The organism is Cupriavidus sp. GW822-FHT06G04, assembly GCF_058799075.1.
Map to the genome: position 1 here is coordinate 83,388 of NZ_JBXALD010000011.1, position 26,927 is coordinate 110,314.

The window sequence follows — 26,927 nt, forward strand, 5'->3', positions numbered from 1 at the left end:
CCATGTCTCACGCACCTCAAATCAAGATCCCCGCCACGTACCTGCGTGGCGGCACCAGCAAGGGCGTGTTCTTCCGCCTGCAGGACCTGCCCGAAGCGGCGCAGACGCCCGGATCGGCGCGCGACAAACTGCTGTTGCGCGTGATCGGCAGCCCCGATCCGTACGGCAAGCAGATCGACGGCATGGGCGCCGCCACGTCGAGCACCAGCAAGGCGGTGATCATCTCGAAGAGCACGCACCCTGATCACGATGTCGATTACCTGTTCGGCCAGGTGTCGATCGACCAGCCGTTTGTCGACTGGAGCGGCAACTGCGGCAATCTGTCGGCGGCGGTCGGCCCGTTCGCGGTCAGCAACGGCTTTATCGATGCCTCGCGCATTCCGCGCAACGGCACCGTGGTCGTGAAAATCTGGCAGGCCAATATCGGCAAGACCATCGTCGCGCATGTGCCGATTACCGACGGCGCGGTACAGGAAACCGGCGATTTCGAACTCGATGGCGTCACGTTCCCGGCCGCGGAAGTCCAGCTCGAATTCATGGACCCGGCCGCCGAGGAAGGCGATGACGGCGGCGGCGCGATGTTCCCGACCGGCAACGTGGTCGACGACCTCGAAGTGCCCGGCGTCGGCACGCTCAAGGCGACCATGATCAACGCCGGGATTCCGACGATCTTCGTCAACGCCGAAGCCATCGGCTACACCGGCACCGAACTGCAGGACGCCATCAACGGCGATCCCAAGGCGCTGGCGATGTTCGAGACCATTCGTGCCCACGGTGCGTTGCGCATGGGTCTGATCCGGAACATCGACGAAGCCGCGCGGCGTCAGCACACCCCCAAGGTGGCGTTTGTCGCTAAGCCGGCCGCCTACGCCGCGTCCAGCGGCAAGACGGTCAAGGCCGAAGACGTGGATCTGCTGGTCCGCGCGCTGTCGATGGGCAAGCTGCACCACGCGATGATGGGCACCGCGGCCGTCGCCATCGGCACCGCCGCCGCGATCCCCGGCACGCTGGTCAATCTTGCGGCCGGCGGCGGCGAGCGCCAGGCCGTGCGCTTCGGCCATCCGTCGGGCACGCTGCGCGTGGGTGCGCAGGCCACCTTCGCCGACGGCCAATGGGCCGTGACGAAAGCCATCATGAGCCGCAGCGCCCGCGTGCTGATGGAAGGCTGGGTGCGCGTGCCAGCGGACGCGTTCTAATCCATCCTCGCAAGTCTTCGCGCACGGTTGGCGGCGGCATCTGCCCGGGAGGGTAGATGCCGCTTTGTCTTAACGGGCATACGTTTGCGAGGGCGCGCATCACGCCAGGTTGTCGACGCAACGCACATGCGTCGGTATAGTTGCCGCTCCGTTGGCAAGACATGCCAGGCAGAACCCAGGCATGCCGTGCCGGCGAAAATCCGTGAAACGATGACAAGCGGCCCGCGCGTATCCACAAGACCCGCGCCACGCCGACAAGAGGAGAACCATGCAACGCACTGCCCATCTCAAGCCTTTGGCCGCCCTGCTGCTCGCCGCCAGCCTGCTGTCCGGCGCCGCCCACGCCCAGCTTTCCCCGGCACCGGCCGCGAGCCCGGCGGCGCCCGTCAGCGCCCCGGCCGAAGCGCGCAAGGCCAACATCGTGATCATCGGCACCGGCGGCACCATCGCCGGCGCCGGTGCATCGGCCACCAACACCGCGGCCTACCAGTCCGCCGTGGTGCCGGTCGACAAGATCATCGCGTCCGTCCCGGAAATCTCGAAGGTTGCCAACGTCAAGGGCGAACAGATCTTCCAGATCGGCTCGGAGAGCTTCAACAACGAGCGGCTGCTCAAACTGGGCAAGCGCGTATCGGAACTGCTCAAGCAGCCCGACGTGGACGGCATCGTCATTACGCACGGCACCGACACCATCGAGGAGACCGCGTATTTCCTGAACCTGACGCTCAAGAGCGACAAGCCCGTGGTGGTGGTCGGCTCGATGCGGCCGGGTACGGCGCTGGGCGCGGACGGTGCGCTGAACCTGTATGACGCCGTGCTGGTGGCGTCGAACCCGGTGTCCAAGGGTAAGGGCACGCTGGTGGTGCTCAACGATGAAATCCACACCGGCCGCGACGTCACCAAGACCAACACGTTCAAGACCGAGACGTTCCGTTCGCCGTTTGGCCCGCTGGGCTACGTGGTGGAAGGCCGCACGCTGTTCTACCGCATTCCGGCGCGTCCTCACACGCTGCAGACCGAATGGGACATCGACAAGATCGACAAGCTGCCGGAAGTTGCCGTGGTGTACGCCTACGGCAACGTCAATCCGGCCAGCATCGATGCCGCGGTGAAGAACGGCGCGAAGGCGATCGTTTATGCAGCCACCGGCAACGGCAGCGTGGGCGATTACATGGTCGAACCGCTCAAGGCCGCGCAGGCCAAGGGCGTGCAGATCGTGCGGGCATCGCGCACCGGCAGCGGCGTGGTGGTGCGCAACGCGGAACAGCCCGACGACAAGTACGGCTGGGTGGTCACCGATGACCAGTTGCCGCAGAAGGCCCGTATCCTGACCGCGCTGGCGCTGACCAAGACCAACGACCCGAAGGCGCTGCAGGAAATCTTCTGGAAGTACTGACGCGATAGCTAGCGAGGCGGCCCGACGATCGACACCGCGGGCCGCCGATGCGGCCTACCGCGCCCGGGAAAGCGCCATAGGGCAACACCACGCGCAGAACGCCTCCCCCGCCGCTATAGCAGGGCCGTGCTCATCAGCGCCTTGGCCGCGAGCACGGCCGCCTCGGCATCGCGCTGCGCGTAGACCGACACCTCCGTCACCACCTGGCGCTTGCCGCGCCGCACCACATCGGCCACGCCGCGCAGCGTTGCGGACCGTGCCGCCGCAAGGTACTGGATCGACAAAGACCCAGTTGCACCGCCCTTCACCACTTCCAGGTCGACGCCGGTAAATGCCGCGGCCGCGCCGGCCACGTCGATTAGCGTCGCGATCACGCCACCGTGGACCATATCGCCCACCGTGATGTGTTGCATGCTGAACGGCAGCAGCACCTCGACGTGATCGAGCGCCACCACATCGAATCGCATACCGAGCATGCGCGCCACCGGCGAGCCCATCAGCACGGCTTCCAGCATCGCGGCGTTGCGGGGATCGACGGTCGGGACGGATTCAGGGTTGGACATCAGCGGGCTCCGGTGATGGCAAACGGGAAAAATGGAAAAAGGGAAAAAGGGGAAAAACGAAATCGAAGGCACGGTTCAGCCTAGTCGCCATGCACGCCGACCACAATGACTTCCGGGGTAATCCCCCACCGTCGGGGGCGACCACCCGGCCCGTTTATAATGTGCGGCTAATTGCTGCCCCCGTCCCGCTTGATGCCCGCCGATCCTTCCGAAATGCCCGTCCCCACCGCCGCTGTCGACTCTGTCGACCCCGACCCGGCGCAGACGCGGCTGGAGCATCGCCCGGACCAGGGCCTGGACGACCGGCCGGACAGCCCGTGCGTCGGCATCTGTTCCACGTTGTTCGACGACGTATGCCAGGGATGCGGCCGAACGGCGGCCGAAGTCAGCAACTGGGTGTTTTATAGCGACGCCGAAAAGCAGGTGATCTGGGAACGCATCACACGGGAAGGTACGGCGCGCCGCTTCCAGCGCGGCTAGTCACCAAGCCGGGAAGCGGCCCGCCGGCGCATCATCCTCCGGCCAGGCGCCTTTCCATATCCTCGACCTCGCGATTTGCCACGCGCTGGCGCGCCAGCTTGCGCCAGCTTTCCGCCAGCGGCGCTAACTGCGCCATCTCTTCAAGCGCCGCGTAGTCGAGCCGGTCCACGTACAGCACGCGAAGCAGGCGCTGCAGGGTCCATTGCGGAAAAGGCCGATCGAGAAGCACCAGACGGCTACCGGCCGCAACCTCGCCGTCTTCGAGTACGCGGTAATACCAGCCCGTCCGCCCGCTGCCCTGCACCGCGCGCGACATGCCCGCAAACCCGAAACGGTGATTGAGTTTCCAGCACGGCTGGCGCGCCTGCGATACCTCGACCAGCGCCGACCCAAGCCGGAAACGGTCTCCCACACACACGTGGGCCTCGATCAGACCCGACGTGCTGAAGTTTTCACCGAACGCGCCCGCGCGATCAAGCATGGCGAGGTTCGCGCCATGCGCGGCAAGATTGTCGCGCCACGCGGCGTAGTGATCGCGCGGGTAGTGATGCAGCGCCTTCTCCGCACCGCCATGGTGTTTCGGATCGCCCTGTTCGTCGACTGCCAGGCCCGTGCGCGTCACGCGCACAGGGCCGTCCACCGGCGTTTTATCGATAGCGCTCGGCACGCCCTTCGGACCGAACGGCCGGATCGCGCCGGCCAATACCGTATCGATCGGAATATCGATATCGACCATGCTCACAGCCCGGCTTCCTCCATCCATCGCGCGAACATCAGTTCTCCGGCGCTGGCCACCGTTGCGCCAATCTCGGCGGTACGGCGGCGGATCGTACGCGGATCGATGCCCGCCTTGGACAGCTCCACTGTATGGCCGATCAGCCAGGTCTCGATGTCACCCGGCTTGACCTCGGGATGGAATTGCAGCGCCAGCACCTGCTTGCCGATGGCGAAAGCCTGATGCGGCGTGGCGTCGGTGGACGCCAATAGTTCGGCGCCGGCCGGCAGGTCGAAGGTGTCGCCGTGCCAGTGCAGCACCTCCCAGTCGGCGCTGGCCAGCGCGGCAAGCGGCGAGCCCAGGCCGGCCGGCGTCGGCGTGATGGGCGCCCAGCCAATTTCGCGCGTGCCGGGGTAGACCCGCGCGCCGGCCGCGGCGGCGATCAACTGCGCACCCAGGCACGCGCCGAGCATCGGCAGTTCGGCCTCCAGCCGCTGGCGAATCACGTTGATCTCGACTTCCAGCCACGGATAGGCCTCAGTTTCGTAGACGCCGATCGGCCCGCCCAGCACGACCAGCAGATCGGCGGGATCGCTTGCCACGAGTGTCAGGTCGTCGACCCCGGCCTGGAACAGGCGGATCTCGTGGCCGCGGTCGCGCACCACATCGGCGATGACGCCGGCATGCTCGAATGCGACATGCTGGATCACGTCGGTACGCCGTTGACGGTGTTCACTCATCAGATAACTCCTGCATCAATTACGTCGGTCGGTCTTGGATCGATTGGGGCGAACAGGAAAGATCGCACTGCACGTCGAAGTCGATGGCACCACAGCTTCAAACGGTTGCACGAACAATCAGCGAATCAGCGCTGGCCGTCGCGCGCTTCGGAATCGGGGCGCAACACCAGCGTTTCGAAACTGTCTCCGCCGGGATTGCGTCGGTGGGACCCGATGGTGATGTACTGCACGCCGGCCCACTTGTCCGTCCAGTCGCGATAGTGCGGCGACAGGGCATTGCCGGATTGTCCGGTCGAGGACATGAATCGGGAATCAGACAGATCTGAAAGATCGTAGATGGCGCGCAGGCTGGCCGCGTGCACGCTTTCAAACGGCGCCTTCTCGTCGCGGAGATTGTGACGTCCCACGTCGACTGTATAGGTATCGCCGCCGGTGCGCACGCGCACGTTGAACAGCCCCGCCAGATACGGCACCTTGCCGAACGGCTTGTGCTCCGAGCGCGCGGTATGGGCCTTGCCCCAGCGCCATTTGGCCGGATCGTCGCCATAGCGCTGGTCGAGGTCCGCGATGGCGCGCTGCCACGCCAGCCCGATGGTCTGCGCGCAGCTTTCGCGCGCGGTTGTGCGTGAGTTGTCGCACCAGAACGCGCCGACGCCTTGCGGATCGCGGATCGCGTTAAGCATCGGCAGCTGTACGTTGCGTTGCTCCCATAACTTCGCAAACATTGGATCGCCGACCTTGTCCTCGAACAGCAGGCGTGACAGTTCACGTAGCCATGCGGTGACCACCAGCGGCTCGGCGCGATCGGCCGACATCGTGCCATCCCACTTGCGCAAGGCTTCGAACAACGCGCGCTCACGCGGCGCGCGCGTGGCGTCGCTGGCCACCGGCGCGGCCAGCAGCAGCGGCAGTGCGTCGCGCACGGCCAACGACACAACGTCCTTCTGAATCACGCCGAAACTGTCGGGCGTGTGATGCGGCTCGGCCTCCAGCAGGGTCTGGATGCGCTGCGCGCGGTACGGCACGCTCCATTCGCTGGTGATGAAGAACGGATACTGGTCGTCGACAATCTTCTGGTTGGCCGTCACGATCATGCCGGTGGGCGGATTGAAACGCTGCGGCAGCTGCTCGAACGGAATGAAACCCTGCCAGTCGTAGCGCGCGTCCCAGCCCGGCGCTGGCGCGAGGCCCATCAGGTCATTGTCCGCCCTCCGGATCGGCACGCGGCCCGGCGCGATGTAGCCGATATTGCCGTCCACGTCGGCATAGACGATGTTCTGCTGCGGCGCATGGAAATCCCTCAGCGCCGCGACAAAGCCCTGCCAGTCGCCCGCGGTGCCGATCTTCAGGCCGGCCTGGAAAGTGCGGTCGTCCGGCCGCAGCGCGGTCCACTGGAAAGCCATCACGTACTGGGCGCCCAGCGGCTTGGCGGCGGCGCCGATCGGCTCGGCCACATCCGACATCACCGGCCCGTGGCGCGTGGCGCGCACCTTGAGCGTCACGTCGTCCGCGCCCTTGACGCGGATGGTCTCGGTGCGCGTATCGAAATTGGCCCAGCCGTCCGGCGTCTGATAGCGATCGGGATTGGCCGGATCGATCCGCTCGATGTAAAGGTCCTGCACATCGGGCGCGGTATTGGTGAAGCCCCACGCGATGCGCTTGTTGTGGCCCAGCACCACCAGCGGCGCCCCAGGCAGGGTGGCGCCGGTGATATCCAGGCCGGGCGCCTGCAGATGCGCGAAATACCACAGCGCGGGTGCCTGCAATCCCAGGTGGGGATCGTTGGCCAGTAACGGCTTGCCGCTGCGCGTGTGCGCGCCGGAGACGACCCAGTTGTTCGAGCCCATGCCCTCCACGTAGCCGCCCGGCGCCGCGTCCGCCACGCGCGCCATGGCGGTGGCCACCGGCGCCAGTTGGCGGTAGAAGCTTGCGTAGTCCATCGTGCGCATCGGCTTGTCGCCTGGATAGGGCGCCAGGATTTCGGCGATGCGCGAGGTCGGCAATTGCTGCGACAGCCCCATCCGCAGCACCTCCTGCGTCCAGTTCGCACCGAGATCCCACGCCATCATGGTTTGCCAGCCCAGCGTATCGGCCGGCTCCCAGTGTTCCGGCCGGGTGCCGAGGATCAGGAATTCGGGCGGCAGCGCGGCCTTGCGCGTGTCGATGAACGCATTGACGCCGTCGGCATAGGCCTGCAGCACCGCGCGGGTCTCGGGCGAGGACTGCGCGAGGATCGCCTCGGCGTTGCGCCGTACCCCGAGCGTACGCAGGAAACGGTCCGTATCGAGCGCGCTGGGGCCGAGGATTTCCGCGAGCCGGCCCGCCACGATGCGCTTGTTCATCTGCATCTGCCAAAGCCGATCCTGCGCGTGCACATATCCGAGCGCGTAATAGGCGTCAAGCGCATTGGCGGCCTGGATATGCGGCACGGCGTTGCGATCGCGCACCACCACCACGCGATCGCGCAGCCCGGGCAAGCGCATCGTGCCGGCCGTATCGGGCTGCGAGGCCTGCCGATACCAGATATAGCCGCCGATCGCGCCGGTCACGGACAGCAGCAGCGTGCCCAGCAGGATCCACCCCAGCCGTTTGAACCAGCGCATCGCATTTCCTCCCGATGGAAAGTCGCAAGCATCGCAGATTTCCGCGCGAACAAAAATGCCCGGACTGGCCGGGCATCGATGAAAGCGACAAAAACCGCCGGTCAGGCCGGCTTCTTCAATTGCAGCGACTTGTATTCGAGGAATTCCTCGAGGCCGAACTTGCCGCCTTCGCGCCCGTTGCCGGACTGCTTGAAGCCGCCGAACGGCGCGTTCATATTGAACGGGCCGCCATTGATGTCGACCTGGCCGGTGCGGATGCGGCGCGCCACGCGGATGGCGCGCGCCTCGTCACCGGACCAGACGCCGCCGCCCAGGCCGTAGATGCTGTCATTGGCAATGCGGATCGCGTCGTCTTCGGTGTCGTAGCAAATCACCGACAACACCGGGCCGAAGATCTCCTCCTGGGCCACGGTGGCCTTCGGATCGACATTGCCGAGCACCGTGGGCTTGACGAAGAAGCCGCGGTCGAAGCCGGCCGGGCTGTCCGGGCCGCCAGCCACCAGTTCGGCGCCCTCTTCCAGCCCGCGCCGGATGTAGCCGGTCACGCGGTCCTTCTGCACCGCCGAAATCAGCGGCCCGAGGCGCGTGGCGTCCGAATGCGGATCGCCGACGGTGAAGCCTTCCACCACCTTGGCGGCAATCGCCTTCACTTCGTCGTAACGGCTGCGCGGCACCAGCATGCGCGTGTGCGCCGAGCAGGTCTGGCCGGAATTCAGGAAACACGCGCTGATGGTGCCCTTGACCGCGGCCGGCAGGTCGGCGTCGTCGAGGATCACCGATGCCGATTTGCCGCCCAACTCCAGCGCCACGCGCTTGACCGACTGCGCGGCCAGCTCGGACACGCGCTTGCCAGCACGCGTCGATCCGGTAAACGACACCATGTCGACTTCGGGATGGCTGGCCAGCACCTCGCCGACCACCGGGCCATAGCCGGTCACCAGATTGAACACGCCCGGCGGCAGGCCAGCGGCCTCGATCACCTCCGCCAGCACAAACGCGTTCAGCGGCGCCACCTCGGACGGCTTGAGCACGACCGTGCAGCCCGCCGCCAGCGCAGGCGCGACCTTCAGCGTGATCTGGTTGAGCGGATAGTTCCACGGCGTGATGGCCGCCACGACGCCCACCGGCTCGCGCACGACCAGCGAATTGCCCACCTGCTCCTCGAATTCGAATGACTCGAGCAGCGTGGCGGCCTGGCCCCAGTTGTACACCGGTCCGCCCACCTGGATCGCGCGCGCCAGCTTGATCGGCATGCCGACCTCGCCCGCGATCAGTTGCGCCAGTTCCTCAGCGCGGTCCTTCAGCCCTTCGGCGATCTTGCGGATATACCGGGCGCGCTCGGCCGGCGGCGTACTGGCCCAGCCATCAAAGGCCGCGCGCGCGGCCGCGATGGCATCCTCGGCGTCACGGGCGTGCCCCTCGGGGATCTTGCCCATGATCGCCTCGGTGGCGGAATGCACGACATCGATGCTGCCCGAGCCGTGGGGCGCCACCCATTTGCCGTTAATAAAAAGTTTGTCTCGTTGTTGCATGGCCACAAGCCCTCATTAGTGGATCGGCGATTGCAATTTTTTTGTTACTTTTATGGTGCACCACATTGTAGAGCGGTTTGCCGATTCACTTTTCTTTCCCTGGCAACCGGCTCTGACAACAAGATGGCGATAATCGGCCGCGCAGTATCTTTCCGAAGGGACTCACTCCGCGGGCGGCCGATCGATAACAAAAGGAGCGAGACATGGTCGACCCGATCTATCACAAGACGGAGGCTGGTCAGGAGGAAATCCGCACGCGCGCGCGCAAGCTGGACCAGAAACTGCGGGCGTTGCTGCTGATGGTCAACGGGGAACGCGCCAGATCCGAGCTGCTGGCGCAGGTCAGCGGCATGGGTGTGACGCCCGACGCCATGGACACGCTGCTGGCGCTGGGGCTGATCGAGGCGGTACGCGATCCCGGCAAGGCCGCGCCGACCTCAGTGTCAGCGACTTCGGCTGCCTCGGCGCAGCCGGCGGCGGCGTCCGCCCAGAGCGGCGCGCGCCAGGCGCGCGGCGAGACCAACCTGTTCGCGGCCTATTCGGGCTTCAATTCGGCGGCTGGCAAAGGCATCGACGACCGCGTAGACGTGCTGGCGGACACCACGATCGCCCCGGCGCTGGCCCCTTCCACGCCCGTCACGGCCGGCCCGCTGGCCCCGGTGTCCAGTGGCGCCGACGGGTACAAGCGGCTCTACCACTTCTTTACCGATGTGATCGGCCATCATCTTGGGTTGCGCGGCTACGTCATGCAGGTCAAGGTGGAAAAGGCCGCGACCGTGGTGGAACTAGCCGCCCTGCGCGATGCGCTGGGGACCGCGCTGCAGAAATCGAAAGGCGAAATCACCGCGCACGCGATCATCGGCGAACTGGACGCGCTGCTGGCGGAAATGGGCGTCGCGCCCGCGCGCCAGGCGTAAAAAAACCGGCGCGCCTGTGACGGCGGGCCGGTTTTCTTTGTCATGCGACGCCGCGCGTCAGGCCGTGCGCAGGCCCGGCCGGGCGGCAGTCGTTGACGGTTACGCCTCGATGCCCTGCGACTGCAGATACTCGTCGTACGTGCCCAGATAGTCGGTGATGGTGCCGTCGGTGCGCACTTCGATCACGCGCGTGGCCAGGCCGTTGATCAGCTCCCGGTCATGCGAGACGAAGATCAGCGTGCCGGGATACTTGTCCAGCGCGATCTGCAGCGATTCGATCGACTCCATGTCCATGTGGTTGGTCGGCTCGTCCATCGCCAGCACGTTATGGCGGCCCAGCATCAGCTTGCCCCAGATCATGCGGCCCTTTTCGCCACCGGACAGCACCTTGACGTTCTTCTTGATGTCGTCGGCCGAGAACAGCAGGCGACCCAGCGTGCCGCGCAGCGACTGGTCGTCGTCGCCGGCCTGCGTCCACTGGCTCATCCAGTCCATCACGTTCACGTCGTTGGGGAATTCCTCGTACGTGTCCTGCGGCATATAGCCGACGTTGGCGTTTTCAGCCCACTTGACCGTGCCGCGGTCGACTTCGACGCCGCGCTGCACGCCGGTCTGAACGATGTTGTTCAGTAGGCTGCGCAGCAGCGTGGTCTTGCCCGCGCCGTTTTCGCCGACGATCGCCACCCGCTCGCCCGCCTGGATGGCCATCGACAGGTTGTTGATGATCTTGCGGTCGTAGGTCTTGGTAATGCCCTCGACTTCCACGGCCAGGTTATGCAGCTTCTTCTCGAATTCGAACCGCACGAACGGATTTTGGCGCGACGACGGCTTGATGTCCTCGACCTTGATCTTGTCGATCTGTTTCAGACGCGACGTGGCCTGGCGCGCCTTGGACTTGTTGGCCGAGAAGCGGCGCACGAAATCCTGCAGTTCGGTGATACGTTCCTTGGCGCGCGCGTTGGCGGCCACCTGGCGCTCGCGCGCCTGCATCGACGCCTGCATGTAGTCGTCGTAATTTCCCGGATAGACCTTCAGCGTGCCGTAATCCATGTCGGCCATGTGCGTGCACACCGAATTGAGGAAGTGGCGATCGTGGGAGATGATGATCATGGTGGAATTGCGCTCGTTGAGCACGTCTTCCAGCCAGCGGATCGTGTTGATGTCCAGGTTGTTGGTCGGCTCGTCCAGCAGCAGGACGTCCGGGTTCGAGAACAGCGCCTGTGCCAGCAGCACGCGCAGCTTCCAGCCCGGTGCGATGTCGCTCATCGGGCCCTGGTGCTGGTCGGTGGGGATGCCCACGCCAAGCAGCAGCTCGCCGGCGCGCGCCTCGGCGGTATAGCCGTCGTACTCGGCGTACTTGGCCTCGAGCTCGGCCGCGCGCATGTAGTCTTCGTCGGTCGCCTCGGGGTTGGCGTAGATCGCGTCGCGCTCGCTGGCGGCGGCCCACATTTCCGTGTGGCCCATCATCACCACGTCGAGCACGCGGTTGTCTTCATAGGCGAACTGGTCCTGGCGCAGCTTGCCCAGGCGCACGCCCGGCTCCAGCATGACGGTGCCGGCCGACTGTTCGAGATCGCCGCCGAGGATCTTCATGAAGGTGGACTTGCCGCAGCCGTTCGCGCCGATCAGGCCGTAGCGGTTGCCCTCGCCGAACTTGACCGAGATGTTCTCGAACAACGGCTTGGGGCCGAACTGCATGGTGATGTTTGCGGTAGAAAGCACGTCTGAACCTTGTCTGGAGTGTGGGCGCGCCGCCTGGGCACGCCGGATATGGCTGCTGCTGCCGGTCGGTCGACCCTGGCTCGCCCCGATTGGCGGGCCCGGCGCAGCGAAAATGCGGAACCCGGAATTTTACCACTCGCGCGCGCATCCCGTAAGACACGCGGCCCGCGGCGCCTACAGCGTCGGATATTCGGACAGCGACAGCGCAAAGCCGTCGGCCCGGACCACCAACCGTGCCTGGCCGCCCACCGGCAGTGTCAACTTGCGCGGGCAATGGCCGAACGGCAGGCCGGTCAGCAGCGGGATGCCCAACTGCGCACGTAGGTAATCGAAGACGGCGTCCATGTTGTAGCCGTTGTCGTAGTCGGCGGTGCGGTAATTCGAGAAATCGCCCAGCACAATGGCCTGCTGCGACGCCAGCACGCCGGCCTGTAGCAACTGCAGCAGCATGCGTTCGATGCGGTAAGGCGGTTCGTTGACGTCTTCGAGAAACAGGATGCCGCCGTCGACGCGCGGCATGAATGGCGTGCCCAGCAGCGTGCACAGCATCGCCAGGTTGCCGCCCCACAGCGTGCCCTGGACGGTAGCCGGCGCGCGGATGGCCTGCGGCGCCTCGATTTCGATGTGATGCGTCCGGTTGCGCAGGATCGCCTCGAAATGCTCCCACATGAACGGATCGACGTGCTCTTCGCCGAAATCGGCCAGCAGCATCGGGCCGGCAAACGTCACGCCGCCAGTGGCCGCCAGATAGGCCAGTTGGAACGCGGTGAAATCGCTATGACCGACGATCGGCGTGCCGCTGGCGCGCGCCTGGTCGGCAATGCGGGCGAAGTCGATCTGGCCGAGCAGGCGCCCCAGTCCGTAGCCGCCGCGCACGGCGAGCGTCAGTTCACGCGTGGGGCCGGTGCCGATCGCGTGCAGGTCGGCCAGCCGCTCCGCGTCGGTGCCGCCAAACCGCAGGTAGCGGCGCGCCAGTACATCGGGATTGCTGACGTGGTAGCCGTGATGCCTGAGCCAGGCGCAGCCGCGCGCGGCAATGGCAACGTCATGCGGATAGCCGGACGAGGCGATCAGTCGGACTTCGGTGCTGTGGCTCATGCTTCGGATTCTGGATCGGAAGCATGAATTCTGTCCGAATCGGCCGGCGATTGCGAGGGCGACGCGTCCAGCGCGTCATCCAAGGCGGGCAGTGCCGCGGCGCGCGCGGCCTGTTGGGCAGCCTTCTGCGCGCGGCGGCGGGCGCCGAAGAAATCGCGCAGCAACTGGCCGCATTCGTCGGCCATCACGCCGCGCGCAAGCGTGGTCTGATGATTGAGCGTGGCCTGCGCGAACAGGTCCACCACGCTGCCTGCCGCGCCGGTCTTAGGATCGGTGGCGCCGAACACGACATGCCGCAGCCGCGCATGCAGGATCGCGCCGCTGCACATCGGGCACGGTTCCAGCGTGACATAGAGCTCGCACTCGGGCAGCCGGTAGTTGTCCAGCACCTTGGCGGCGGCGCGCAGCGCCTGCATCTCGGCGTGCGCCGAAGGATCGACCGAGCGGATCGGCAGGTTATGCCCGCGCGCGATGATCTGATCGTTCCACACCACTACCGCGCCCACCGGCACTTCGCCGGCGGCTTCCGCCAGCCGCGCCTCTTCCAGCGCCGCCGCCATATAGAAGCGGTCGCGCGCGGCTTCGTCGGCAAATACGGGCGCGTCGGGCATGGCGTTATCGGGCTTTCAGTCCTGCGCCGGCAAGCGCAGCGGCGCGCTGACTTCGGCCCAGCAGTTCGGCGTTTCGAACAGTACCAGCCGGGTCAGTTGCAGATGATGGTTGAAGCAGTCCTTGAACACCGGCGCCAGGATGTCGAACGCCGCCTGAGCCAGATTCTCGACCGTCGGGATGCTATCGATCACCACGGTCTTGTGGTTATCCATCGATTGCAGGAAATTCAGCAGCGCGGTGTCGCCGCGATAGATCAGGAACGCGTGATCCCACTTCGATACCAGGTGTTCGTTGGCCAGCGTCTTGATATCGCCGAAATCGAGGATCATGCCGTCGTCGGGCGCGCCTTCCTGATGCAGGACTTCGCCGGACAGCGTCAAGTCCAGTCGATATCGATGGCCGTGGATGTTGCGGCACTGGCCGCCGTGGCTCGGAATGCGGTGGCCGGCGTCGAATTCGAGCCGGCGCGTGATGGAAACTTGTTTGCTCATGTGTCAGCGAATGCCCAGCAGCTTGTGGGTCTGCAGCGACAGGCGCCAGCGCGGATGACGCTGGCAGAAATCGACGGCAGCGGCCGTATTTTGCCGCGCCAGCGGGCCGTCCATGGCCTGCACCATGAAATAGCGGAAATCCAGTTGCTCGTATGCCGCGAAGTCCTGGCCGTCCTGCGGAATCACGACCTTGAGTTCGTCGCCCTTCTTCACCACCAGTTCCGCGCCCATTTTGGGACTCACGCAAACCCAGTCGATGCCGTCGGGCACGGCGATCGTGCCATTGGTCTCGATCGCGATCTCGAAGCCCTGCGCATGCAACGCGTCGATCAGCGGCGCGTCAAGCTGCAGCAGCGGCTCGCCGCCGGTGCACACCACCAGCGGGCTGCCGCCCGCGCTCGCCGGCCATTCCGACGCGACTACCGCGGCCAGTTCTTCGGCGCTGCGGTACTTGCCGCCGCGCGTGCCGTCGGTGCCGACGAAATCGGTATCGCAGAACTGACACACCGCGCGCGCCCGATCTTCCTCGCGGCCGGTCCACAGGTTGCATCCGGCAAAACGGCAGAACACCGCGGCGCGGCCGGCGTTGGCGCCCTCGCCTTGCAGCGTATAGAAGATTTCCTTGACGGCGTAGGTCATGCGATTGCGGGATGCGGTAGTTATGGCGGTGATTGTCGCTGAGTTTGCGATTTGCGCTGTTCTGCTGCGCCTCGCCCTGGCGGGACGGTCCGCGCGGATTGCTTAAAAACTAGGCAAAGGCCGCGGCGCGGGCGCGGCGCGGGTAACCGGTAATTGTATCAAGAACCTAGGGTTTCCGCTAAGTTCGACGTGATGCGCATCAAGCCTGCCGCAGACAGCCGCCCTCGACCGCCCTCGACCGCCCTCGACCGCCCTCGGCCGCCGCGGCAGCGTTCGGCCGATCGGGGCCGCGGCTATGGCAGCGCCCGCAACCGCTCCGACAGGAAATCGAGAAATACGGCGATCCGCGCCGACAACTGCGTATTCAGGTAGTACACGGCGTGGATGGGCTGCCGCACCTCGATGGTTTCCTGCGTCAGTACCTGCACCAGATCGCCGGCCCGACGGTCGGCGTCGGTCATGTAATCGGCAAGACACGCGATGCCCTGCCCGGCCAGCGCCAGTTGCCGCAGCGTTTCGCCGCTCGAAGCCGTCAGCGCGGGGCGGATCTGCAGTTCGTTGCCGGCGGCGTCCCGCAGCGGCCAGCGGTTCAGGGTTTCGGGCTGAGTAAAGCCAATCAGCGTGTGATTGTCCAGATCCTGCGTCGTCTGGGGCCGGCCATTGGCCTTCAGATACGCAGGGCTGGCCACCACGCGGATCCGGCTGGTGCCCAGCGGCCGCGCGTGCAGCGTGGAATCGCGCAGCGGGCCGATGCGGATCGCGACATCGGTACGGTGTTCCAGCAGATCGATGATCTGGTCGTTGGTGTTGAGTTCGAGCGTGATTTCGGGATACGCCTGCCGAAACGCGCCGACCAGCGGCACCACCACATGAAACATGAATGGCGACGCGGCATTGACGCGCAGGCGTCCCGACGGCTTTTGCCGCCGCAGCCGCATCTGCTCTTCGGCCTGGTCGGCGGCGGCCAGGATCTGCCGCGCATGCGCCAGCATCACCGCGCCCTCCTCGGTCAATTCCAGCCGGCGCGTGGTCCGCCGCAGCAGCGTGGTGTCGAGCTTGTCTTCAAGCCGCGACAGCGCGCGGCTGATACCCGACACGGTAAGGTCTAGCTGCTCGGCGGCGGCGGTGATCGACCCACTGTCGACCACGGTGACAAAGGCCAGGAGTTCTTCAAGTGTCAGCGTCATTCTTGAATTCTAGTCAAATATGTTCTGTCGATAACCGGCTTTTTCTGCAAGAAATTCGCCGGCACACTGCGCTCCAACCTGAAAAACCGGAGCGCATCATGCCTATTGCCTTATTGGCGCTGACCATCAGCGCCTTCGCCATCGGAACTACCGAATTCGTGATCGTCGGGCTGATCCCGACGATTGCCAGCGATCTGCACATCAGCGTGCCGTCGGCCGGGCTGCTGGTCAGTCTCTATGCGCTGGGCGTGGCCGTGGGCGCGCCAGTGCTGACCGCGCTGACTGGCCGGCTGCCACGCAAGGCGCTGCTGCTGTCGTTGATGGCGCTGTTCACGGCCGGCAACCTGCTGGCGTGGCGCGCGCCCAGCTACGAATCGCTGGTGATGGCCCGCATCCTTACCGGGCTGGCGCATGGCGTATTCTTTTCGATCGGATCGACCATCGCCACGAGCCTGGTTCCGCGCGAAAAGGCGGCCAGCGCCATCGCCATCATGTTTACGGGCCTGACCGTGGCGCTGGTCACCGGTGTGCCGCTCGGCACCTTCATCGGTCAGCATTTCGGCTGGCGCGAGACCTTCCTGGCCGTTTCGGCGCTGGGCGTGATCGCGTTCGTCGGCAGTCTGCTGTTCGTGCCGTCGTCGATCCGGCATACGCCGCCCGCGTCGCTGCTGCAGCAGGCCCGCGTGCTGGCCGAACCGCGTTTGCTGCTGGTCTATGCCAAAACCGCGATCGGTTACGGTGGCTCGTTCATTCCGTTCACGTTCCTCGCGCCGATCCTTCAAGACGTGTCCGGATTCAGCGCGAGCGCGGTCGGACTTGTGATGCTGGTCTATGGTGTGTCGGTGGCCTTTGGCAATATCTGGGGCGGACGCCTGGCGGACCGTCACGGGCCCATCGCCGCATTGCGTATCGTGTTCGTGCTGCTGGCCGCGGTGCTTTTCGTGCTGACATTCACCGCGCCGCATCGCTGGCTGGTGGTGGCCACCGTGCTGGCTTGGGGCGCCGTCGCCTTCGGCAATGTGCCGGGACTGCAGGTCTATGTCGTCAAGCAGGCGGAGCACCACACGCCGCAGGCGGTCGACGTGGCCTCGGGTCTGAATATCGCGGCGTTCAACCTGGGCATTGCCGGCGCGGCATGGGCTGGCGGATTGATCGTGGAACACCTGGGGCTGATGCACACACCCTGGATCGGCGCGCTGGTGGTGCTGGTGGCGTTGGGCCTGACCGAACTGAGCGGCCGTCTGGACCGCGCCGCGGGCATCGACGTGCGGTCCGGCGGCTTGCCCGCCGGCGCCGTGCAGCACTGATGGCTGCCATCGCATTCATTCATTTCGACCTTTTTCGCTGGAGCCTCTCATGCAAATGCCTCAACTCGGCCTTGGAACCTTCCGACTCAAGGATCAGCAGGTCATCGATTCCGTGACGATGGGCCTCGAACTTGGCTATCGGCATATCGACACCGCGCAGATCTACGGCAATGAAGCCGAGGTCGGCCAGGCCATCGCCGCCAGCGGCGTGGCGCGCGACGAGTTGTTCGTCACGACCAAGATCTGGACCGAGAACCTGGGCCGCGACGCGCTGCGCGCCAGCCTCGAAACCAGCCTGCAGAAACTGAAGCTCGATCGCGTGGATCTGACGCTGATCCACTGGCCGTCTCCAAAGGACGCCGTGCCGCTGCACGAATCCCTGCAAGCGCTGGCGCAAACCCAGGCAGACGGACTCACAACGGCCATCGGCGTATCGAATTTCACGATCGCGCACCTCAAGCAGGCCATCGACGTGGTGGGTGCCGGGACGATCGCCACCAATCAGATCGAAGTGCATCCGTTCCTGCAGAATCGCAAGGTCACCGCATTCATGGCCGAACACGGCATCCCCGTGACCGCCTACATGCCGCTGGCCTATGGCAAGGTCATGGACGATCCGGTGCTGCGCGATATCGCCGCCACGCACGACGTCTCGCCCGCGCAGATCGCGCTGGCGTGGCTGATGCAGCAGGGTTACGCGGTGATTCCCTCGTCGACGAAGCGGGCCAATCTGCAAAGCAATCTGGCGGCCCGGCGGGTGACGCTCACGGACGCGGAAATGGCCGCGATCGGCGGACTCGATCGCGGCGAACGGCTGGCAAATCCGGGCTTTGCGCCAAAGTGGGATTGACCGCAGCGCGCTGACATCAACCAGAAAAAAACGGGCCTGCGGGCCCGTTTGTCATGCTGCGCACGCAGATCGCTTCAGCGTGGGCCCAGATAGTCCATCTTGCCGATCTGCACGCCCTTGTGACGCAGGATGTCGTAGGCGGTCGTCACGTGGAAAAAGAAATTCGGCAGGACGAAACCGAGCAGATAGCTCTTGCCATCGAACGTCACGGCATTGGCGCGCAGCTTCAGTTCGATCACGCGCGTCTCGCTACCGTCGAGCTGTTCCGGGCGGATCGATTTCAGGAAGCCGATCGTCTTGGCGATACGCTCCTGCAACGCGGGAAAGGTGCTCTCGTCGTCGGCATAGGACGGCACCTCGATCCCGGCCAGACGCGCCGCGCAGCCCTTGGCCGCGTCACTGGCGCGCTGCACCTGGGCGGGCAGCGGATCCATGTCGGCCACCAGCCGGGTCTGGATCAAATCGGCGGCGTCCATGCCCTGCGCCTGGGCGTGGGCGGCGCCCTTGTCGAGGATTGCAGACAGGTTGGTAAGTGCGCGGATAAATACCGGTATCGATACTTCGTACATCGAGAGGGCCATGGGCGCTCCTTGGATGGGTCGTGGGATGTGTCTGGTGTGCGTGTTTTCCGGCCGCGTCTGGGAACCCGCCAGCGGGGGCTTGAGGGAACGCGTCCGGCCGCAGGCCAGAGCATAGACCGGATTGGCGCGGCATGCTGGCGCTGCAGGGGACGCGCCGCAGCGCATGCGGATCCCGGCCATCGCGGCGCGATCGATGCGCTACACTTCGGCCCGCGCCGCTGCGCCGCCATCCCCCATTTTCCAAGTTCGCCCCGCATGCACAGTCAACCGGCCCTCGATTCCGTTCCTGCCACCAAGGCCCCCACTTCGTCCTACGCCTGGAAGGCGCTGGCCGGCTCCACGCTCGGCTATGCCATGGATGGCTTCGACCTGCTGATCCTGGGCTTCATGCTGCCCGCGATCACGGCCGGTCTGGCGCTATCGACTGGCCAGTCCGGCGCGCTGGTGACGTGGACGCTGGTCGGCGCAGTGGCCGGCGGCATCATTTTCGGCGCGCTCAGCGACCGCTATGGGCGCGTGCGCGTGCTGACGTGGACCATCGTGCTGTTCGCGGTGTTTACCGGTCTCTGCGCGTTTGCGCAGGGCTTCTGGGATTTGCTGGTCTATCGCACCATCGCCGGGATCGGGTTGGGCGGCGAATTCGGCATCGGCATGGCACTGGCCGCCGAGGCCTGGCCCGCCAGCAAGCGCGGCCGCGTGTCGTCCTACGTGGCGCTGGGCTGGCAAAGCGGCGTACTGATGGCCGCCCTGCTCACGCCGCTGCTGCTGCCGCTGATCGGCTGGCGCGGCATGTTCCTGGTCGGCGTGATTCCGGCATTCGTGGCGTGGTATGTCCGCAATCGGCTGCACGAGCCCGAAGTGTTCGTGCGCAGCGCGCAGACCGCAAGCCGCGCCAACGCCTTCCGCTTGCTGGTTGCCGACGCGCGTACCACGCGTACCAGCATCGGCATCGTCATTCTGTGCGCGGTCCAGAACTTCGGCTACTACGGCATCATGATCTGGTTGCCGACCTACCTGTCGAAGACGCTCGGTTTCTCGCTGACCAAATCGGCCATGTGGACCTCGGTCACCGTGCTCGGCATGATGCTCGGCATCTGCGCGTTCGGCCATCTCGCCGACCGCATCGGCCGCAAGCCCACCTTCCTGCTGTTCCAGGCTGGCGCGGTGGCGATGGTGCTGACCTATTCGCGGCTGTCCGACCCGTTCACGATGCTGTGGGCCGGTGCGCTGATGGGCATGTTCGTCAACGGCATGATCGGCGGCTACGGCGCCCTGATCTCCGAGGCGTATCCCACCGCGGCGCGCGCCACCGCGCAGAACGTGCTGTTCAATATCGGCCGCGCCGTGGGCGGACTCGGGCCGATCGTGGTGGGCGCCATTGCCGCCACATGGTCATTCCAGATTGCCATTGCGCTGCTGGCAAGCCTCTATGTGCTGGACATGCTGGCCACGTTCTTCCTGATCCCCGAACTGAACGGCGTGGAGCTCGAATAACAGTCGGGCAGCACCCCACCGCGCCGCCGGTTCTCCGGCATGCTTGTTGCACAGGTACGGGCTCCAAAACGCAACCTCAAAGGAGACAGCGATGGAACCTACCAATCCCAATCTCGGATCGCATTCGGGCGCAACAATCGTCGGCGCCGGCGTGGGCGCCGGCCCGGGTCCGGAAGTGATGGCCGCGTCGAGTCTCGATGGCACGAAGGTCTATTCGTCCGACAACGAGCATGTCGGCGAGATCAAGGAAATCATGATCGATGTGCAGGGCGGACGGGTTGCGTACGCCGTGCTGACCACCGGCGGATTTCTCGGCATCGGCGATACGCTTCACGCCATCCCGTGGAGCGCGCTTGTGATGGACACCGATGCCAAATGCTTCCGGCTTGGACTGACCGCCGAGCGCATCAAGGACGCCCCGGGCTTCAACAAGGACAGCTGGCCCAGAATGGCTGACCCGCAGTGGGCCACCGATCTCTACAGCTACTACGAACGCACCCCGTATTGGACGGAACCGGGCGGCCCGCTTTGATCGCATGAAATACCGCGTCCGCGCGGGCAGTTCTACCATCGACGACGAGCTTACAGGCACGTCTTTCAAGCAGGGCCGTAGCGCGGCGCACAACGAGGCGCCGATCGTGATCGCCAGACGGCGGCAACGGCCCATTTCCCTTGTTTCACGACTCGCCCGCCACGCCGCAACCTCTGCGGCAGGGTCCGCACATCTGGCTGGCAGGGATCTTGCGATTTCCCGTTCCATTGAAACTTCTCACCGGTTCCATGGACGTTCGCGAAACCCTTGCCGCGCTGATCGGCGCCCATGTCGGGCGCGAGGATGTTCCCCTGCCCGGCCGCGGCAGGACGGCGCAGCGCTGGTCGCTGTTCGCGCGGATCGCCGCCGAGCATGGCGCGGTCGCCATCAAGCTGTTCGAGGCCCATGCCGACGCGCTGGCGATTCTCGCGGAACTGGCCGATGCGACGCCGCGGCGCGACACGCGCTGGGCAGTGTGGGCGGCCGAGCCGCCCGACGCGCGTGTGCGCGCAAGCGCCCGCGCGGACACAGCCGCAGCACGCGCCGCCGCGCACGAACTCGCCGCCGCCATTGGGGTCACGGACGTCCGTCCCGTCGTGCTCGATGGCCGCAAGGCATGGTGTTCCGGCGCGCGCGGGGTATCGCACGCCTTGATCACTTGCGAGGATCGCGACCACGGCGCGTGGCTGGCCGCGATCGACCTGAACGGCGCGGGCGTCACGATTACCGACGAAGGCTGGCATGCCGTCGGCATGGCCGATACCGGCAGCGGCGACGTCCTGCTCGACAACTGTCCGGCGCTGCTGATCGGGCCGCCGCGTGGCTATGTGGAGCGCCCGGGCTTCTGGCACGGTGGCGCGGGCATCGCCGCGTGCTGGTATGGCGCGGCGCTGCCGATGGCGCACGCCGTGCGACAGGCCGTGCAGCGGCGTGGCGATGCGCATGCGGCCGCCCACCTCGGCGCTATCCACGGCGATCTGCATGCGGCCGCGGCATTGCTGCGTGAAACCGCCGCGTGGATCGACGCCCATCCCGACGCCGATGCATTCGTTCCAGCTATGCGGGCGCGCACCACGGTAGAGGCCGTAGTGCAGCGCGTGCTGCACCGCGCCGGCAGCGTGCTCGGCGCCGGCCCGCTTTGTCGCGATGCGCGCCTGGCCGCGCTGTTCGCCGACCTGCCGGTTTTCCTGCGCCAGAGCCATGCCGAGCGGGACCTTGCTGCGCTCGGCATGGCGCTGCGCGAAATCGATACGGACATCACGCTATGACGCCCGCGACGACGACGCCCTCGTCCGATTTCGACGCGATCCTCGCGCAAGCGGATCCATGGGGATTCGAGTCACTCTGGTACGAAGCCCGCAAACGCGATGTGCTGATCGCGTGCCTGCCCGAACAGCGCTATGCGCGCGCGTTCGAAGCCGGGTGCGCCACGGGCATGCAGACCGAGCGACTGGCGGCGCGTTGCGATGCGCTGCTGGCAGTCGACGTGGCACCACGTGCCATCGAACGCACGCGGGCGCGACTTGCTGACCAGCCTCACGTCGACCTGCGCGTTGCCGAGTTGCCGCGCGACTTTCCGGCAGGCCGCTTCGATCTGATCGTACTGAGCGAACTCGGCTACTTCTTCTCGCCGCAGGACTGGGCCGACACTGTGCAACGCGCCGCAGCGGCGCTGGCTGAAAACGGCACCATCGTGGCCTGCCACTGGTTGCGTCCGTTCGCGGAGCGCCGCATGCCGACCCGCCAGATCCATGCGGAGATCGCGCGGCAGCCGGGATTGCATCGCCACGTGCGCCATCTTGAGCCCGACTTTCTGCTGGAGGTGTGGTCGCGCAACGCCACGCCTCTGCGCCAGCGGGAGGCCGCGCGATGATCGGCGTCGTGGTGCCCGTGCATAACGAGGAGGCTTGCCTCGAAGGCTGCCTGATGGCGCTGAGCGCGGCCGCGCTGCATCCCGATCTCAACAGCGAACCGGTGCTGGTGGTGGTGGTGCTGGACGGATGCGATGACGATTCGCATGCGATCGCCCAACGCCACGCCACCACGCCGCTTATCTGCCTGTCGATCTCGGCGCGCAACGTCGGCATGGCGCGCCACACTGGCGCCGAATATTTGCTGGCGCGCGATGCGCGCTGGTTGGCGTTTACCGATGCGGACAGCCGCGTGGCGCCGGACTGGCTGGTTGCGCAGCTGGCGTTGCGTGCAGACGCCGTATGCGGGCTGGTCACCGTGGACGACTGGAGCGAACAGCCCGCACACGTGCCGGCGCGCTTTGCGGCGCGCTATCGCCCGGAAGACAACCACCGCCATGTTCACGGCGCCAACCTGGGCGTGTGTTCGCACGCCTATCGTCGCGCGGGCGGCTTTCCGCCGCATGCGACTAGCGAGGACGTGGCGCTGGTTCAGCGCCTGATCGCCATCGACGCACAGATTGCCTGGAGCACGCAGCCGCGCGTCATCACCAGCGCACGTGCGCAGGGCCGCGCGCGCGGCGGCTTTGCCGATCATCTGGCGATGCTGGCCGCCCTATCGGCCGAGGCGATGCCGACGGATTGAACCGGGCGAGGCGACTTGCGACGCCCGCTTCATTGCGCGCCCGACTCAAGCCGCTTTGTCCTCCGACTTCTCCTTGCCTCGTTTCACGAACGTGACCTTGCCATTGCGCTCGACCACGATGCGCTCGACATCGGCAAGCGAATCCGATTGCAGCGACGCACGGATGTTCGCGGCGAGATCCTCCTCGCTGAGCATGGACCGCTGCATCGCGCTCCGGTCGAGGTTGCCGTGCTTGAGCAGATCGATGGCCGTGCCGCCCATCGCGCGATCGAGCCAGGGATGGCGGCTGGCCAGCCATCCAAGCAGACGATGCAGCGAGACCAGCATCAGCGCGGCGGCCAGCGTGGCACCCATCGGGCTCGCGCCAACAATCGCGCGCGACAGCACCGCGCCGAGCAACAGGATGATGCAGAGATCGAATGCGGTCTGCTGCGAAAACGCGCGCCGCCCCGCGCCGCGCAGCATGACCCATGCGGCGAAAAAGATCACCGCCGCGCGCAGCGCCATCTGATACCACGTCAGGTCGTTGCCGCGGCCAAACCAGTCGGAAAACTGCATCAGCGCGCTCGACATGCAACGATGTTTGCGCTCTAGCCGACGTAGCGCCGTGGATCGTGCTCAAACGAGCTGCGCGCGCGCACTTGCCCGTCGCGACCATGGATCAGCAATTCCACGTTGTCGCGCTGCGCTCGGGCCGTGCCCGCCTCGATCGCCTCGTCCTGCGTTGCGTAGAGCGTTCTGTGGCCGCTGCCGGCAGCTTCTACGGCCCAGCCCTCGCCCGCCGGCACGACATGGATGTTGGACGCCATTTTGGTTCTCCCTCGAATCCTTCGATGACAGCAGTGTTACGCGCACGCGAGCCATAACGCTATCGGTGGCGGTCTGACAAATCCACGGGATTTTCCAAGTGTGGGGCGCGCCCTGTTGGCCGTCGATGCAGGCATGGCACGCATTCTGCGGAGGTACGCGTTTGCGCTGGACGCGCGAGCGGCCAGAACGGTCCTTTTTCACGCACGACAACGGAGATAACGCCATGCCGAAGCAACCGCCGAACAAGCAGACGCCACGGAAATCCGCCTCGCAAGGCGATGCCGCAACGCAGCAGGGAATCGCGCAGCACGATCCGAATCCGAGCCAGAACACCGCCGCCGGCAACAACAACGACGGCTCCTACGAAAGCGCGGTGGCGGATCGGCTCGCCAAGCGGCCCGCACGGCTTGGGTCGCCAAGTGTCGGCAACCTGGTGTCGAACGCCGGCAGGACGCTGACCACCAACCAGGGGCTGCAGATTCCGCAGGACGACGATTCGCTCAAGCTGGGATTGCGCGGCCCGACCCTGCTGGAAGATTTCCATCTTCGTGAAAAGATTACGCACTTCGACCACGAGCGCATTCCCGAGCGCGTGGTGCATGCGCGCGGTGCTGCGGCGCATGGTTACTTCGAGTTGACCGAATCGCTCGAAGACTACACAACCGCTGACCTATTCACGCGCGTCAATGAGAAGACGCCGGTCTTCGTCCGCTTTTCGACCGTTGCCGGCTCGCGCGGGTCGGCCGATCTGGCGCGCGATGTGCGCGGTTTTGCCACCAAGTTCTACACGCGGCAAGGTAATTTCGATCTGGTCGGCAACAACATCCCGGTGTTCTTCATTCAGGACGGCATCAAGTTTCCGGACTTCGTGCATTCGGTGAAGCCGGAACCGCACAATGAAATTCCGCAGGCCGCCTCGGCGCACGATACGTTCTGGGATTTCGTCTCGCTGCAGCCGGAATCGATGCATATGGTCCTCTGGACCATGTCCGGGCGCGCGATTCCCCGCAGCTTCCGCACCATGGAAGGTTTTGGCGTGCATACGTTCCGGCTGATCAACGCGAAAGGCGAAGCCACGCTGGTCAAATATCACTGGAAGCCGGTGGGCGGCGCGCATTCGCTGATCTGGGACGAGGCGCTCAAGATCAACGGCAAGGACCCCGATTTTCATCGGCGCGACCTGTGGGATTCGATCGAGGCGGGCCAGTATCCCGAGTACGAACTGGGCGTGCAACTGGTGCCCGAAACCGACATGCTCAAGCTCGGCTTCGACCTCCAGGATCCCACCAAGCTGATTCCAGAGGAACTGGTGCCGGTGCGCCGCATCGGCCGGATGGTGCTCGATCGCAACCCCGACAATTTCTTCGCCGAGACCGAACAGGTGGCCTTCCATCCGGGCCACATCCTGCCCGGCATGGATTTCACCAACGATCCGCTGCTGCATGCGCGGCTGTTCTCGTATATCGACACGCAGATCACGCGGCTTGGCGGCCCCAACTTCCACGAACTGCCGATCAACCGACCGCTGTGCCCGGTGCACAACAACCAGCGCGACGGCTTTATGCGGCAAACCATCGTGCAGGGCAAGGAAAGCTACCAGCCCAATTCGGTCAGCGGCGGCTGTCCTTTCCTGGCTGGCGACGCCGACGCCTACCGGCATTTCCCCGCACCTGCCGAGGATGGCGCGATCAAGGCGCGAATCCGCAGCCAAACCTTTGCCGATCACTTCTCGCAGGCCAACCTGTTCTGGCGCAGCCAGTCCGATGTCGAACGCCAGCAGATCATCGCCGCCTATACCTTCGAGCTGTCCAAGGTGTCAGACCCGGCGATCCGGGCGCGCGTGGTCGGGCAGATCGTCCATATCGCGCCGGAGCTGGCGGAAGGCGTGGCGCAAAACCTTGGCATCGAAGTGGAACCTGTCGGCGCCGACATCCAGATCAACGATTACGGCATCGACGCTTCGCCGGCACTGAGTCTCGACGCGCAGCCCAAGGGCGATATCACGGGCCGCAATATCGCCGTGCTGGTCAATGATGGCGTCGATGATGGCGCGATCGCCTCGCTGCAGAAGCTGGCCAGCGCGGCCCGCGCCAACATCCGCATCGTCGGTCCGCGCGCCAACAGCGTCACCACCGCAAGCGGCGCGTCGCTGCCGGTCGACCATGCGCTGTCGTCGGTGGGGTCCGTGCTGTTCGACGCCGTCTATGTGCCCGACGGCAAGGCGCCGCCGGCCGATCCCGATCCCGCAGCGCTGTTGTTCATCAGCGAGTCGTACAAGCACTACAAGGCGGTTGGCGCGGGCGGCAGCGGCGCGATGCTGGTGGCAGAGGCTGCGCGGCGCACGGGCATCGACGGCGGTTTTGCGGGCCCAGGGCTGATCGTGGCGAAAGCCGACAATGCCAAGCAGCATCAAGCCTTCCTGGACGCCGTCGGGCAGCATCGCTGGTGGCAACGTCCCGACGCCGAAAAGATTCCGGTCTGATTGGCGGCATCACGCCGGCGCGCTGGATGCGCCGGCGTGATGGCGTGCGATGCGGTTCAGGGGGTGCGGCGCGATGATTCCAACGAGTGCCGCCACTTCGACGTCCTCCGCGTTGCGCGGTACGGCCTGCGTGGCATTGCGCCATCGCAGGCATCGTCTGCAGGCAATCAGATGCGCCGCATCGGCAATCTCGTCATGCTTACCAGAGCGTGGCGACAAAGCCGACCACGATCAGCGCGATACCGATCAGGAAGATCGGGTGCGTCCAGGTGTAGCGGCGCGTGCCGCGCAACTGCTGCATTTTCTGGTTGCGATCCTGCACATCGTTGTGAAGCATGTTGTATCTCCATGGCGATGAGCCCGACGGCTCGACATCGCATCCACGTGCAGGATACGTGCCATGGGTATCCATCCCGCGGCATGC

27 protein-coding genes are annotated in these 26,927 nt (G+C 65.6%); 12 read left to right on the forward strand and 15 right to left on the reverse strand.

The features are described 5' to 3' along the window. The first annotated feature begins 2 nt into the window (after nucleotides 1–2). Nucleotides 3–1,196 (forward strand): 2-methylaconitate cis-trans isomerase PrpF, encoded by a 1,194-nt coding sequence (gene prpF, locus AC1RKI_RS22845; protein WP_492797364.1) that lies wholly within the window; start codon nucleotides 3–5, stop codon nucleotides 1,194–1,196. Between the two features lie 268 nt (nucleotides 1,197–1,464). Then, nucleotides 1,465–2,592, forward strand: a complete 1,128-nt coding sequence (locus AC1RKI_RS22850; protein WP_222156381.1) for an asparaginase — start codon at nucleotides 1,465–1,467, stop codon at nucleotides 2,590–2,592. 113 nt (nucleotides 2,593–2,705) lie between these two features. Here the strand turns inward: AC1RKI_RS22850 and AC1RKI_RS22855 are convergent, their stop codons facing one another. Then, nucleotides 2,706–3,155 carry a PaaI family thioesterase gene (locus AC1RKI_RS22855; protein ID WP_341249580.1) on the reverse strand — a complete coding sequence of 150 codons (450 nt, stop codon included), beginning with the start codon at nucleotides 3,153–3,155 and terminating at the stop codon, nucleotides 2,706–2,708. A gap of 192 nt (nucleotides 3,156–3,347) precedes the next feature. Between AC1RKI_RS22855 and AC1RKI_RS22860 the strand changes: the two genes are divergently transcribed. After that, complete coding sequence (locus tag AC1RKI_RS22860) at nucleotides 3,348–3,635, forward strand: DUF1289 domain-containing protein (protein ID WP_150979177.1); 288 nt, start codon at nucleotides 3,348–3,350, stop codon at nucleotides 3,633–3,635. A 31-nt stretch (nucleotides 3,636–3,666) separates the two neighbouring features. On the opposite strand, the gene AC1RKI_RS22865 is transcribed toward AC1RKI_RS22860, so the two are convergent. The 4 genes from AC1RKI_RS22865 to AC1RKI_RS22880 form a co-directional block, all read right to left on the reverse strand. Further along, a complete protein-coding gene (locus AC1RKI_RS22865) occupies nucleotides 3,667–4,371 on the reverse strand; it encodes an MOSC domain-containing protein (RefSeq protein ID WP_492797425.1) in 705 nt (234 codons plus the stop codon). A 2-nt stretch (nucleotides 4,372–4,373) separates the two neighbouring features. Further along, entirely contained in the window at nucleotides 4,374–5,090 is a 717-nt protein-coding gene (locus AC1RKI_RS22870) for a glutamine amidotransferase (RefSeq protein ID WP_227459397.1), read from the reverse strand. Between the two features lie 125 nt (nucleotides 5,091–5,215). Further along, nucleotides 5,216–7,693, reverse strand: a complete 2,478-nt coding sequence (locus AC1RKI_RS22875; protein ID WP_492797361.1) for a penicillin acylase family protein — start codon at nucleotides 7,691–7,693, stop codon at nucleotides 5,216–5,218. A 101-nt stretch (nucleotides 7,694–7,794) separates the two neighbouring features. After that, the gene (locus AC1RKI_RS22880) at nucleotides 7,795–9,225 is read right to left on the reverse strand and encodes an aldehyde dehydrogenase family protein (RefSeq protein WP_061957728.1); all 1,431 of its coding nucleotides are present in this window, start codon (nucleotides 9,223–9,225) and stop codon (nucleotides 7,795–7,797) included. 203 nt (nucleotides 9,226–9,428) lie between these two features. Between AC1RKI_RS22880 and AC1RKI_RS22885 the strand changes: the two genes are divergently transcribed. Continuing rightward, nucleotides 9,429–10,142, forward strand: coding sequence for a hypothetical protein (locus AC1RKI_RS22885; protein ID WP_227459394.1), 714 nt, complete (start codon nucleotides 9,429–9,431; stop codon nucleotides 10,140–10,142). Between the two features lie 99 nt (nucleotides 10,143–10,241). On the opposite strand, the gene AC1RKI_RS22890 is transcribed toward AC1RKI_RS22885, so the two are convergent. The 6 genes from AC1RKI_RS22890 to AC1RKI_RS22915 form a co-directional block, all read right to left on the reverse strand. Beyond that, on the reverse strand, nucleotides 10,242–11,864 hold the full coding sequence (locus AC1RKI_RS22890; protein ID WP_061957730.1) for an ABC-F family ATPase: 1,623 nt from the start codon (nucleotides 11,862–11,864) through the stop codon (nucleotides 10,242–10,244). A 174-nt stretch (nucleotides 11,865–12,038) separates the two neighbouring features. Then, nucleotides 12,039–12,962 (reverse strand): muramoyltetrapeptide carboxypeptidase, encoded by a 924-nt coding sequence (gene ldcA / locus AC1RKI_RS22895; RefSeq protein ID WP_492797359.1) that lies wholly within the window; start codon nucleotides 12,960–12,962, stop codon nucleotides 12,039–12,041. Then, on the reverse strand, nucleotides 12,959–13,573 hold the full coding sequence (tadA, locus tag AC1RKI_RS22900) for a tRNA adenosine(34) deaminase TadA (RefSeq protein ID WP_492797357.1): 615 nt from the start codon (nucleotides 13,571–13,573) through the stop codon (nucleotides 12,959–12,961). The genes ldcA and tadA overlap by 4 nt, the downstream gene beginning before the upstream one ends. A 15-nt stretch (nucleotides 13,574–13,588) precedes the next feature. Beyond that, nucleotides 13,589–14,065 (reverse strand): 6-pyruvoyl trahydropterin synthase family protein, encoded by a 477-nt coding sequence (locus AC1RKI_RS22905; RefSeq protein ID WP_061960257.1) that lies wholly within the window; start codon nucleotides 14,063–14,065, stop codon nucleotides 13,589–13,591. Between the two features lie 3 nt (nucleotides 14,066–14,068). Then, on the reverse strand, nucleotides 14,069–14,704 hold the full coding sequence (queE, locus tag AC1RKI_RS22910) for a 7-carboxy-7-deazaguanine synthase (protein ID WP_061960258.1): 636 nt from the start codon (nucleotides 14,702–14,704) through the stop codon (nucleotides 14,069–14,071). A 293-nt stretch (nucleotides 14,705–14,997) separates the two neighbouring features. Continuing rightward, a complete protein-coding gene (locus AC1RKI_RS22915) occupies nucleotides 14,998–15,891 on the reverse strand; it encodes a LysR substrate-binding domain-containing protein (RefSeq protein WP_150979184.1) in 894 nt (297 codons plus the stop codon). 98 nt (nucleotides 15,892–15,989) lie between these two features. Between AC1RKI_RS22915 and AC1RKI_RS22920 the strand changes: the two genes are divergently transcribed. After that, nucleotides 15,990–17,198 carry an MFS transporter gene (locus tag AC1RKI_RS22920; RefSeq protein WP_341249574.1) on the forward strand — a complete coding sequence of 403 codons (1,209 nt, stop codon included), beginning with the start codon at nucleotides 15,990–15,992 and terminating at the stop codon, nucleotides 17,196–17,198. A 49-nt stretch (nucleotides 17,199–17,247) separates the two neighbouring features. Further along, complete coding sequence (dkgB, locus tag AC1RKI_RS22925) at nucleotides 17,248–18,048, forward strand: 2,5-didehydrogluconate reductase DkgB (protein WP_227459391.1); 801 nt, start codon at nucleotides 17,248–17,250, stop codon at nucleotides 18,046–18,048. A gap of 74 nt (nucleotides 18,049–18,122) precedes the next feature. On the opposite strand, the gene AC1RKI_RS22930 is transcribed toward dkgB, so the two are convergent. Next, nucleotides 18,123–18,629 carry a DUF1993 domain-containing protein gene (locus AC1RKI_RS22930; protein WP_061958404.1) on the reverse strand — a complete coding sequence of 169 codons (507 nt, stop codon included), beginning with the start codon at nucleotides 18,627–18,629 and terminating at the stop codon, nucleotides 18,123–18,125. A 255-nt stretch (nucleotides 18,630–18,884) separates the two neighbouring features. Between AC1RKI_RS22930 and AC1RKI_RS22935 the strand changes: the two genes are divergently transcribed. From AC1RKI_RS22935 to AC1RKI_RS22955, 5 genes are all read left to right on the forward strand, one after another. Next, nucleotides 18,885–20,123, forward strand: a complete 1,239-nt coding sequence (locus AC1RKI_RS22935; RefSeq protein WP_061958403.1) for an MFS transporter — start codon at nucleotides 18,885–18,887, stop codon at nucleotides 20,121–20,123. A 91-nt stretch (nucleotides 20,124–20,214) separates the two neighbouring features. After that, entirely contained in the window at nucleotides 20,215–20,655 is a 441-nt protein-coding gene (locus tag AC1RKI_RS22940) for a PRC-barrel domain-containing protein (protein ID WP_061958402.1), read from the forward strand. A 248-nt stretch (nucleotides 20,656–20,903) separates the two neighbouring features. Continuing rightward, nucleotides 20,904–21,923, forward strand: a complete 1,020-nt coding sequence (locus tag AC1RKI_RS22945; protein WP_492797353.1) for an acyl-CoA dehydrogenase family protein — start codon at nucleotides 20,904–20,906, stop codon at nucleotides 21,921–21,923. Further along, nucleotides 21,920–22,528, forward strand: a complete 609-nt coding sequence (locus AC1RKI_RS22950) for a class I SAM-dependent DNA methyltransferase (RefSeq protein WP_492797351.1) — start codon at nucleotides 21,920–21,922, stop codon at nucleotides 22,526–22,528. The genes AC1RKI_RS22945 and AC1RKI_RS22950 overlap by 4 nt, the downstream gene beginning before the upstream one ends. After that, nucleotides 22,525–23,211: a glycosyltransferase family 2 protein gene (locus AC1RKI_RS22955; protein ID WP_061958399.1), complete on the forward strand. Its 687-nt coding sequence runs from the start codon at nucleotides 22,525–22,527 to the stop codon at nucleotides 23,209–23,211. Before AC1RKI_RS22950 ends, AC1RKI_RS22955 begins: the two co-directional genes overlap by 4 nt. Nucleotides 23,212–23,256: 45 nt before the next feature. Here AC1RKI_RS22955 and AC1RKI_RS22960 read toward each other — a convergent pair whose 3' ends face one another. Both AC1RKI_RS22960 and AC1RKI_RS22965 read right to left on the reverse strand, forming a co-directional pair. Beyond that, nucleotides 23,257–23,784, reverse strand: coding sequence for a DUF421 domain-containing protein (locus tag AC1RKI_RS22960; RefSeq protein ID WP_150979191.1), 528 nt, complete (start codon nucleotides 23,782–23,784; stop codon nucleotides 23,257–23,259). A 17-nt stretch (nucleotides 23,785–23,801) separates the two neighbouring features. Next, nucleotides 23,802–24,020, reverse strand: a complete 219-nt coding sequence (locus tag AC1RKI_RS22965) for a DUF2188 domain-containing protein (RefSeq protein WP_061958397.1) — start codon at nucleotides 24,018–24,020, stop codon at nucleotides 23,802–23,804. A gap of 224 nt (nucleotides 24,021–24,244) precedes the next feature. On the opposite strand from AC1RKI_RS22965, the gene AC1RKI_RS22970 reads away from it, so the two are divergent. Continuing rightward, complete coding sequence (locus AC1RKI_RS22970) at nucleotides 24,245–26,503, forward strand: catalase (RefSeq protein WP_150979192.1); 2,259 nt, start codon at nucleotides 24,245–24,247, stop codon at nucleotides 26,501–26,503. A 199-nt stretch (nucleotides 26,504–26,702) separates the two neighbouring features. On the opposite strand, the gene AC1RKI_RS22975 is transcribed toward AC1RKI_RS22970, so the two are convergent. Beyond that, nucleotides 26,703–26,840 (reverse strand): hypothetical protein, encoded by a 138-nt coding sequence (locus AC1RKI_RS22975; RefSeq protein WP_157779551.1) that lies wholly within the window; start codon nucleotides 26,838–26,840, stop codon nucleotides 26,703–26,705. Nucleotides 26,841–26,927: the final 87 nt, after the last annotated feature.